The organism is Chryseobacterium sp. 2TAF14 (assembly GCF_052115105.1).
In the GTDB taxonomy this organism is placed as follows: Bacteria; Bacteroidota; Bacteroidia; order Flavobacteriales; family Weeksellaceae; genus Chryseobacterium.
Map to the genome: position 1 here is coordinate 26,761 of NZ_JBFRGA010000008.1, position 8,806 is coordinate 35,566.

Sequence of the window (8,806 nt, forward strand, 5' to 3'; positions counted from 1 at the left end):
ATCAATTATAATATATCATGTCAAAAAGAGATTATTACGAGGTTCTTGAGGTCAGCAAATCTGCGAGTGCCGACGAAATAAAGAAAGCATACCGAAAAATGGCTATCAAATATCACCCGGATAAAAATCCTGGAGATAAGGAAGCTGAAGATAAATTTAAAGAAGCTGCAGAAGCTTACGAAGTATTAAGCGACGATAATAAAAAAGCCCGTTACGACCAATATGGTCACGCCGGAGTAGGCGGAGCCGGTGGTTTTGGCGGAGGCGGCTTCGGTGGCGGTATGAACATGGAAGATATTTTCAGCCAGTTTGGAGATATTTTCGGAGGTGGCGGTTTCGGAGGATTTGGTGGTGGCGGTGGCCGTCAACAGGTGAAAGGTTCTAATTTAAGAATCAGAATCAAGCTGAATCTTGAAGAGATGGTAAACGGAACCCAGAAAACTCTTAAAGTAAAAAAAATGAAGATGGCGGAAGGAGCCACTTCAAAAACCTGTCCTACATGTAACGGAGCCGGAGTYCAGATGAAGGTGATGAACACCATGTTCGGACAAATGCAGACGCAAACCACTTGCGGAACCTGTCAGGGAATTGGTAAAGTTGCCGATAAAATTCCTGCAGGAGCGAATGCGCAAGGTTTAATAAAAGACGAAGAAGAAATTACAATCAATATTCCTGCAGGTGCAAGAGACGGCATCCAGCTCAATGTAAGAGGAAAAGGAAATGATGCGCCATTTGGCGGAATTCCGGGAGATCTTTTGGTGATTGTGGAAGAAGAAGTAGACAGCACGATCAAAAGAGAAGGCGACAATCTTCACCAGGAATTGTACGTTTCTTTTGCTGAAGCTGCTTTGGGAACCAAAAAAGAAATTCCTACCGTTGGCGGAAAAGTAAAAATCACCGTTGATGCAGGTACACAATCCGGAAAAATTTTAAGATTAGCCGGAAAAGGTTTACCAAGTATCGACAGTTATGGCAAAGGTGACATGTTTATCCACATCAATGTATGGACACCGCAGAAGCTTACCAAAGACCAAAAAGACTTTTTTGAAAAACAGATGAACAGCGGCGAAATGGTTGCAGAACCCTCTGGTAAAGAAAAAACTTTCTTTGATAAAGTAAAAGATCTATTCAACTAAAAAAAATTTAAAAAGGGGCTTTTTAAAGTCTCTTTTATTTTTAAATTTACAGCAATATTTAATTTGATATATACCTTTAAAAAGGACATTGAAAAAAAAGACTCATGAACTACAAGCTTGAACTTCGTACACCGGACTCACAACCTAAACTGATCTTCCATACCATCACTTTTGATGCATTCAAAGTGAATATTGTGGAGCGATATGGTGGCGCCAAACCTATATTATGCGATGTTTTATTCAGAGTAAGAACTCTAGATGACAAAATTATCAATAGAAAAGACGGGCACGTAAAAATCAGAATTAAAGATGAAGAGCTTGAAACCTATCTGAGATTAATAAAAGTTTTTAAATCTTATGATTATAAAAACAGACTTATCAGCAGACGAGATGCAGAACAGGATTTTGTGCATTTTTTCCTGAGAATGGTCATTATGAATTATGAAATGAATTAATAATATAAGGGCAACGATTTTTCGTTGTCTTTTTATTTTTTAAACAATCATAATGAAAATCTAAAGCAAATATTTCAATTTCTTATTAAGGTAAACCAAACCAAGGCTTACAGGAATTAAAATTAACAGGAAAATCAGGATTTTAAACGATTTGATGTCTTTATAAAAATCAGATTTCATAATGAGCGGATGCACAACGTAAATAGCCGTGGAAAAACTCGCCAGAATTTTTGAGGTGCTTTTAATGTATATTTTCTGGCTATATAAAAACAGCAACGGGCTTGCAAAAATCAAAGAAAACAAAATATCCGTGCTTTCACTACTGATGTATTTATAATTGAAAAATGCTTCTGCTACGACACTTAAGACTGATAAAACCACCAACAGAGACGAATATTTATATGTTGAAATATCGATCTTGTGTTTATGAATTAAAAAGCCAGTCGTTAAAAACGGAAAACATACAAAGAGGAAGTTCCTGTACAAAAGATAATCGTTCAAAAGCGAGTCTGATTCAGCACTTAAATAATGAAGATTTCCCAAAACCTGTACTATATAGCCAGATACCCGAAAATGACAGTCAGTAAAACCTGCTCATTATCTTTCCAGTGAGAAATATAGATCAGCATCCAGATTGCATACAGCAGAAACGTTCTGAAAAGCCATTTGCGAAGTTTTTTCGCATCATCAATATGTAAAAAATAAAATCCGGTGATCACTAAAAAAACAGGAACCGCAATTCTGAAAAGCCCGTTTACCAATAAAAAGCTCGTCATGGGATAAGATTCTTTCAAAAAATTCATGTGCAGAAACACGACAAAAAATGCCAGTATAATTTTTAAAACATCAATTGATAAATTTCTACCCATAATTCATTGAAAACGAATCAGATTTAATGATCATCAGATTCCATAATTTTTGCAAAAATAATTAATTTAATCAGTATTCGTTAAAATCATTTAACCATCCGGAGAAAACCATATCTATTAAAGAGATAACTTTCTCATAGACTTATGAAAAACCTTTACATTTTCTTACTCATTTTTACAGCAAGCTTTATTTTCGCTCAGGAAAAATATATTTTAGCTTTATCAAAAACCGACAAAAAAATGGTTGTTTTAGATTACAACAGCCTTAAAATTATTACTAAAATTAATGTTGGCGATGACCCTCACGAAGTTATTACTTCAACAGACGGAAAAACCGCTTACGTTGCCAATACGCTCAACGGAACTTCACACGAAATCAACGTTATCGATTTAAAAACATTTAAACCGTTAAAAAACATCGATACAAGACCTTTGTATGGTTCTCACGGTTTAGCTTTTCGGGATGATAAATTATGGTTTACAGCACAAGGCTCGAAAGCTGTCGGAAGATATGATATAAAAGAAAATATTTTAGAATGGTCGATGGGAACAGGCCAAAATACAACTCATCTTTTATATTTAACACCTGATTCTGAACATTTTTATACCACCAATATCGATTCGGGAACAGTGAGTATTTTCGATCACGTCTTATTGCAGCCAACCGTTCCGCCAACCGGGATTTTACCGCCCAACGCAAAACCGAGATGGGACTGGGTTCAAACTTTAATTACAGTAGGAAAAGGTGCAGAAGGATTCGATGTTTCACCAGACGGAAAAGAATTATGGACAGCCAGACCGGATGGAACAATCATCATAATTGATTTAGAAAAACGAAAAATAATTCAAGAAATCAATACATCTGTTTTAGGGTTACACAGAATGAAGTTCACACCCGACGGAAAATATGTATGTATTGTAAGTGTAAAAACCGGAGAATTGCTTTTTTATGATTCAAAAACAAGAAAAATGATTAAGAAAATTAGTTCAGGACAGGGTGCAGCGATGTTGATGGATAAAGAGAAAAACAGGCTATTTATTTCGTGTACGCCGAATAATTCGGTTTCTGTGATTGATTTAAAAACAATGGAAGTGATTCAGAAATTAGATATCGGAGGAAGACCAGATGGATTGACGGTTGCAGAAATACAGTAATTCTTTTGAATACAATTTATTTTTAAATCCTATGAATTTTAAATATAAAGTCCTACTCGCTTTCAACACATTTTTTTTAATTTTAATACAAGCACAAAATCTCAAAAACGGACATTTTATAGAAAAAATTGATGGAATCAAAATCAATTATACTATAAAAGGAAATGGTCCGGTAATGTTTGTAGGACATCCTAATTCAGGAAAAATAGGATATGAACTAACACTGCAACCATTAGAAAAACAATTTACAATGGTCTATTATGATTCGCGTGGAACCGGAAAATCTGCAGTTCCAGCCCAAATAGAAGATTACAGTCTTGAAAAAAGTGTTGTGGAAATTGAAGAATTAAGAAAGAAACTCAATATTGATAAAATATGGTTTTTCGGACACTCAGATCAAAGCGGTATCGCCTTGCTTTACAGTTTGAAGCATCCAAATCATGTTGAAGGAATGATATTGACCGGAACTTCTTTAGTTGCACCTCCTGAACAAATATACAAACGAAAAAAAGAATCTGAAAACAAAAGAATAAAAGAATCTGAATGGTTTTCGCAAGTTGTAAAAGACTGGGATTATATGTATGCCAACAAAACCGAAAAAGCTCCCGACGGAAGAGATTTATCTGAAGCTCCTCTGAAATGGTGGTGTTATGATGAAGAATCTTCAAAAAAAGTAATTTTGATTACTAAAGAAATTTCAAAAGCCGGAAGAAGAAAATCAATCAATGGGCAAATGCCTCAATTGGAAAAAGCATTGAAATATTACTATGGTCAACAGAAAAAATTCTCTCAGATCAAAACAAAAACTCTGATTCTGAATGGCCAATCAGACACAAATAATTTGCCTGAGTTTGCCGAACAGCTTCACAAAACATTACTCAATTCTAAATTGGTTTTCATAGAAAAAGCTGGACATTTTCCTTGGATAGAAAATGCTTCGCAAAGTTTTTATGAAATAAAAAAATGGCTGAAGGAAGTAAACTTTAGATAAAATAAAAATCCTGCTCAAAAAAAATTGAAGCAGGATTTTTTTATTAATATCTAACAATTATTTCTTTGTTGCTAAAGCATAAATTTTCTTTCCTCCGGTAATCACAAATAGGGCAATCAATCCGCCTGCTAAACCGAAAAGAACCTGCTTCAGCATTTCGCTCCAGGTTGGTAGTGCGTGATGAAGATAATCGATATTATGATCGAAAATTCCGCCTGCAACCAGGATCAATGCGATCGTTCCGATGATTCCCAAAGCTTTTATCACAAAAGGAAGCGCTTTTACAAGCAGATGTCCTAATTTACCGAAAAAGCCTTTATCATTACTTTTTTTAATCAATTTGAAACCGGCATCATCCATTCTAACGATCAGTGCTACAATTCCGTAAACACCCACTGTTGCAATGATTGAAACCACAGAAACCGTCACGATCTCTACAAGAAACGGATCAAACTGAGATTTTAGAGCATCGTAGCCGTCTTTTGCTGCAGCCAATGCAATGATGACAATCTCGAGAGACAAAATAAAATCAGTAGTAATGGCAGATTTTACCTTGGTTTTCTCAGCTTCTTCGCCATCTTCTACAACATCATCTGCTTCTTTGATTACTTCATGACCTTTCTTTTCTCTGTGAAATAGAAATTCAACAATTTTTTCGACACCTTCATAAGCCAGATAAAAACCACCTATAATCAGGATAATTTTAATGGCAGGCGAATACAGCCATTCTAGAAGGAAAACAAAAGGAACAATAATCAGCTTATTGATAAAGGAACCTTTCATAATCTTCATCAATACAGGAATTTCCCTTGAAGAAAGGAAACCTGTGGCTTTTTCTGCGTTTACCGCCAAATCATCACCCAAAATACCTGCTGTTTTTTGGGTTGCAATTTTACTCGTTACAGCAACATCATCCATCAAAGCAGCGATATCATCTAAAATCGCAAAAAAACCAGACGCCATAGTGTTTTAATATTTTTTTAATAAACGTTAAGTCTTACAAAAATATAGATTTAATTTGGTTTCAAAGAACTTTTAAATCTCAATTGTCTGAATAATTGTTCATATTTAAAGACTAATTTTATATTTAGAAAAGTTTTTACTTAATTTTATTTAAATGAAAATAATCGCAAGAGTTTTAATTGCTGTATTTTTTCTTACCATACTTTCAAGTTGCAGAGAAAAATTATCTGAACCTATATCATTTTTTGAAGATTATGATCTGGTTTCAGGAAAATATAAAATGGAATGCTATTCGATTGCTGGTAAAAACTTAGATGGTTTCAAAAAATTTTACATTGATGATCCTGAAGCTTTAAACAAAATGAAAAAGCAATGGATTTTTAAATATAAATCCAACATAATGCCTTGCGGATTTGAATATGAAGTACGCTTAATTGAAAACAATAAAATCATCAAAAAGACTTTAGTTAATATTGATTGTGAATATATGTCTGGATGGATTTATTTTCCGAAGGAGTATCTTACAGACCAAAAAAAATATTTTAAAGAATTATAAAAATGTATAAATTATATTTGAATTTAATAAAAAGAATGTCCATCATCGCTTTTCTAACCGCATTTCATCAATTTGCAAAGGCACAAATAAATGATGATAACATCAGATTAAAAACTTTACAAAAATCAAACATTGGTAAAAAATATGTTTATGGAAAATGGAATGAAAAAGGCGGTATGGAAACCCATCTAACATATTTAGGAAATGTAAAAACTAAAAAAGGAGAGACTTATAAGATCATGAATTATACTTGGCTTTGGGGATTGTCGAAAAGAGCCACAAATCGAATTTTAGTTTTCAATGATCTTAATCAATACATTGGAGAATATAATGTAACAATGACTTCAGAGCTGCCTCAAAAATTAAAAAATGGGATACTGATATTTGAAAATCAAAATAATGATTGTGATCAAAAAGTTTCATCGAAGATTAATTTTAAAAATGGTATTCCAAAAGAATTTTTCAGAAAATGTAAAAACGGTTATGGTGATACTTACACGTTTTTATAGCTTTTAAGAATAAAAATCATATCAGTTCATCATCCTTAAAATTCAAATTCTCATTACCTTTACTCTATGAAAAAGCTGATTCTCAATTACCATTTCTTTGTTTTAGGATTGCTTGGTTTGATACTAAATTCATGCAATTCTAAGTTTAGGGTTTGGGTGGGAAAAGACAGTCAGAAAATTTATAATCTGAAATATGGCGAACACAAACGCCAGAAAATGGATGTTTTTCTTCCGGCAGATTATCCGAAAAATTCTCCGATTATTTTGATCGTTCACGGCGGCGCCTGGAAATACGGCAGAAAAGAACATATGATTAAGATTCAGAAGATGCTTTTCGAAAATAACATTCCGAGCATTAGTATGAATTACCGTTTGGTTTCAAAACATTTTACGTACAAAGATCAATTGGAAGACATCAATTCTGTGATTGAAAAATTTAATGCGCTTTCTGAAAAAGCAGAGCTTCTTCCCAACAATTACACTCTTTTAGGTGAAAGTGCAGGAGGTCATTTAGCATTGCTTTACGGATACCAAAATCCTGATAAAATCAAAAAGATCATTTCCCTGAGCGGGCCGACAGATTTTTATTCTGATGAATATTTAAAATCTTTTTATTCAAAATATACTTCTGGAACCATTCAAAAAATGGTTGGAACTAAATTTAATCGCAAAAATCTGTCTGAAGATTTTCAAAAGGCAAGTCCGATTGCGAATGTATCGAATGTTCCGACGCTTTTATTTCAGGGAAATCAGGATTTTCTGGTAAATCAGAAACAAGGTTTAGCATTAGATTCTGTTTTAACAAAAATGGATATTCCGCATAAATTAGTCTTTATGGATAAAACAGGGCATGCTCCAAGGTTTTTCAACAAGAAAAAAAGAGACAGCATTATTTATCCGAATATTCTTGATTGGATCAGAATTAAGTAACATTATTTTTCTAGTTTTATTTAGTTATTACTCTCGCAGATTATGCTGGTTTAGCAGATTTTTCTTTATAATATTCTTTAAATTTATTTTTTTAATAACRCAAAGATTTAAGCAATATGCCGTAAAGTTGAGGAAACAAAGAATGAATCAATGAAATTGATTTTTTGAAGCTCGCTTAATCAGAGACTTGTCGCAATTCTTTGCTCTCTAAAAATCAAGATTATAAATTAAACTTTGCGTTAAAAAATATATCTGAAATTTTCCATGCAAAGATTTGAGCAATATACCGTAAAGTTGAGGAAACAAAGAATGAATCAATGAAATTGATTTTTTGAAGCTAGCTTAATCAGCGACTTGTCGCAATTCTTTGCTCTCTAAAAATCAAGATTATTGTAAATAGAACTTTGCGCGTTAAGAAAGCAAACTGTAGCAAAAATCAATAAAAAATTATATTAAACTATTAAGTAAAAAAATAACCCGCAAAAACTGCAGGCTATTTCTATATTTTTAAATTGATTATTTTTCTTTGTCAATCAAATCTTCCAAAACCTCATCTTCCAGTTTCGGATTTTCTTTTGGCGCTCCAAACATAAATTTCAGAACAACAGGAACAGTCGTAATCAGAACGATCACAATAATGATAAACTCAAGCTTTTCTTTCAGGTTAATGCCAAACTGATCCAGGAATAATTTATCCAAATAATGCCCCGCAAAAATCAAACTGAAAGACCAAAGAACACCTCCGATAATATTATCTCTGAAGAACGCTTTCTTATCCATCTTTACGATACCTGCAACAATCGGCATAAAAGTTCTTACCACGGGTAAAAATCTTGCCATAATAATTGCTAAGGCTCCGTTTTTTTCAAAAAAATCGTGTGCCTGATAAAGATACTTTTTCTTGAAAAGCATGGTGTCTTTTTTCTTGTATAAAGCAGGACCGGTCTTGCTTCCGAACCAATACCCTACCTGATTACCCACAATTGCGGCAAAAGCTACTGCACTTGCCAGAATGGTTGTATCTAAAAAGTCACTTCCTGTAGAACCGAATGTTTTAGAAATAATGTCTACCGCATAAATTCCTGAAACAAAAAGCAGCGAATCTCCCGGAAGGAAAAACCCCACAAACAAACCTGTTTCGGCAAATATGATAAACAATATCACCCAAAAACCACCCATGTTGATATAAAACTCAGGGTTTAATAAATCTCTCCAGCTATTGAATTCTTCCATATATAATGA

At 33.5% G+C, this 8,806-nt stretch carries 11 protein-coding genes; 7 read left to right on the top strand and 4 right to left on the bottom strand.

Annotated features, from left to right (window positions below):
- Positions 1 to 17: 17 nt before the first annotated feature.
- Both dnaJ and AB4Y90_RS02240 read left to right on the top strand, forming a co-directional pair.
- Positions 18 to 1,136: a molecular chaperone DnaJ gene (dnaJ, locus tag AB4Y90_RS02235; protein ID WP_441555659.1), complete on the top strand. Its 1,119-nt coding sequence runs from the start codon at positions 18 to 20 to the stop codon at positions 1,134 to 1,136.
- A 104-nt stretch (positions 1,137 to 1,240) separates the two neighbouring features.
- The gene (locus AB4Y90_RS02240; RefSeq protein ID WP_441555660.1) at positions 1,241 to 1,591 is read left to right on the top strand and encodes a prevent-host-death protein; all 351 of its coding nucleotides are present in this window, start codon (positions 1,241 to 1,243) and stop codon (positions 1,589 to 1,591) included.
- A gap of 60 nt (positions 1,592 to 1,651) precedes the next feature.
- Here the strand turns inward: AB4Y90_RS02240 and AB4Y90_RS02245 are convergent, their stop codons facing one another.
- On the bottom strand, positions 1,652 to 2,134 hold the full coding sequence (locus AB4Y90_RS02245) for a hypothetical protein (RefSeq protein ID WP_441555661.1): 483 nt from the start codon (positions 2,132 to 2,134) through the stop codon (positions 1,652 to 1,654).
- An 8-nt stretch (positions 2,135 to 2,142) separates the two neighbouring features.
- Positions 2,143 to 2,460 carry an acyltransferase family protein gene (locus AB4Y90_RS02250; protein ID WP_441555663.1) on the bottom strand — a complete coding sequence of 106 codons (318 nt, stop codon included), beginning with the start codon at positions 2,458 to 2,460 and terminating at the stop codon, positions 2,143 to 2,145.
- 144 nt (positions 2,461 to 2,604) lie between these two features.
- Here AB4Y90_RS02250 and AB4Y90_RS02255 point away from each other — a divergent pair, with 144 nt between their 5' ends.
- A complete protein-coding gene (locus tag AB4Y90_RS02255) occupies positions 2,605 to 3,615 on the top strand; it encodes a cytochrome D1 domain-containing protein (protein ID WP_441555664.1) in 1,011 nt (336 codons plus the stop codon).
- A 31-nt stretch (positions 3,616 to 3,646) separates the two neighbouring features.
- The gene (locus AB4Y90_RS02260; RefSeq protein ID WP_441555665.1) at positions 3,647 to 4,606 is read left to right on the top strand and encodes an alpha/beta fold hydrolase; all 960 of its coding nucleotides are present in this window, start codon (positions 3,647 to 3,649) and stop codon (positions 4,604 to 4,606) included.
- A gap of 57 nt (positions 4,607 to 4,663) precedes the next feature.
- On the opposite strand, the gene AB4Y90_RS02265 is transcribed toward AB4Y90_RS02260, so the two are convergent.
- Entirely contained in the window at positions 4,664 to 5,569 is a 906-nt protein-coding gene (locus tag AB4Y90_RS02265; RefSeq protein WP_441555666.1) for a DUF808 domain-containing protein, read from the bottom strand.
- Positions 5,570 to 5,723: 154 nt separating this feature from the next.
- Between AB4Y90_RS02265 and AB4Y90_RS02270 the strand changes: the two genes are divergently transcribed.
- The 3 genes from AB4Y90_RS02270 to AB4Y90_RS02280 all read left to right on the top strand — a co-directional run bounded on the left by AB4Y90_RS02270 (position 5,724) and on the right by AB4Y90_RS02280 (position 7,564).
- Entirely contained in the window at positions 5,724 to 6,125 is a 402-nt protein-coding gene (locus AB4Y90_RS02270; protein ID WP_441555668.1) for a hypothetical protein, read from the top strand.
- 17 nt (positions 6,126 to 6,142) lie between these two features.
- Positions 6,143 to 6,634, top strand: coding sequence for a hypothetical protein (locus AB4Y90_RS02275; protein WP_441555669.1), 492 nt, complete (start codon positions 6,143 to 6,145; stop codon positions 6,632 to 6,634).
- Between the two features lie 66 nt (positions 6,635 to 6,700).
- On the top strand, positions 6,701 to 7,564 hold the full coding sequence (locus tag AB4Y90_RS02280; protein ID WP_441555671.1) for an alpha/beta hydrolase: 864 nt from the start codon (positions 6,701 to 6,703) through the stop codon (positions 7,562 to 7,564).
- 516 nt (positions 7,565 to 8,080) lie between these two features.
- Here the strand turns inward: AB4Y90_RS02280 and AB4Y90_RS02285 are convergent.
- Entirely contained in the window at positions 8,081 to 8,797 is a 717-nt protein-coding gene (locus AB4Y90_RS02285; protein WP_441555672.1) for a DedA family protein, read from the bottom strand.
- Positions 8,798 to 8,806: the final 9 nt, after the last annotated feature.

What these genes read in the sequence shown, in the direction of transcription:
- AB4Y90_RS02240 (WP_441555660.1), top strand. Translation starts at nt 1,241, where the DNA reads ATGAACTACAAGCTTGAACTTCGTACACCGGACTCACAACCTAAACTG.
- AB4Y90_RS02255 (WP_441555664.1), top strand. Translation starts at nt 2,605, where the DNA reads ATGAAAAACCTTTACATTTTCTTACTCATTTTTACAGCAAGCTTTATT.
- AB4Y90_RS02270 (WP_441555668.1), top strand. Translation starts at nt 5,724, where the DNA reads ATGAAAATAATCGCAAGAGTTTTAATTGCTGTATTTTTTCTTACCATA.
- AB4Y90_RS02280 (WP_441555671.1), top strand. Translation starts at nt 6,701, where the DNA reads ATGAAAAAGCTGATTCTCAATTACCATTTCTTTGTTTTAGGATTGCTT.
- AB4Y90_RS02250 (WP_441555663.1), bottom strand. Translation starts at nt 2,460, where the DNA reads ATGGGTAGAAATTTATCAATTGATGTTTTAAAAATTATACTGGCATTT.
- AB4Y90_RS02265 (WP_441555666.1), bottom strand. Translation starts at nt 5,569, where the DNA reads ATGGCGTCTGGTTTTTTTGCGATTTTAGATGATATCGCTGCTTTGATG.
- AB4Y90_RS02260 (WP_441555665.1), top strand. Translation starts at nt 3,647, where the DNA reads ATGAATTTTAAATATAAAGTCCTACTCGCTTTCAACACATTTTTTTTA.
- AB4Y90_RS02285 (WP_441555672.1), bottom strand. Translation starts at nt 8,797, where the DNA reads ATGGAAGAATTCAATAGCTGGAGAGATTTATTAAACCCTGAGTTTTAT.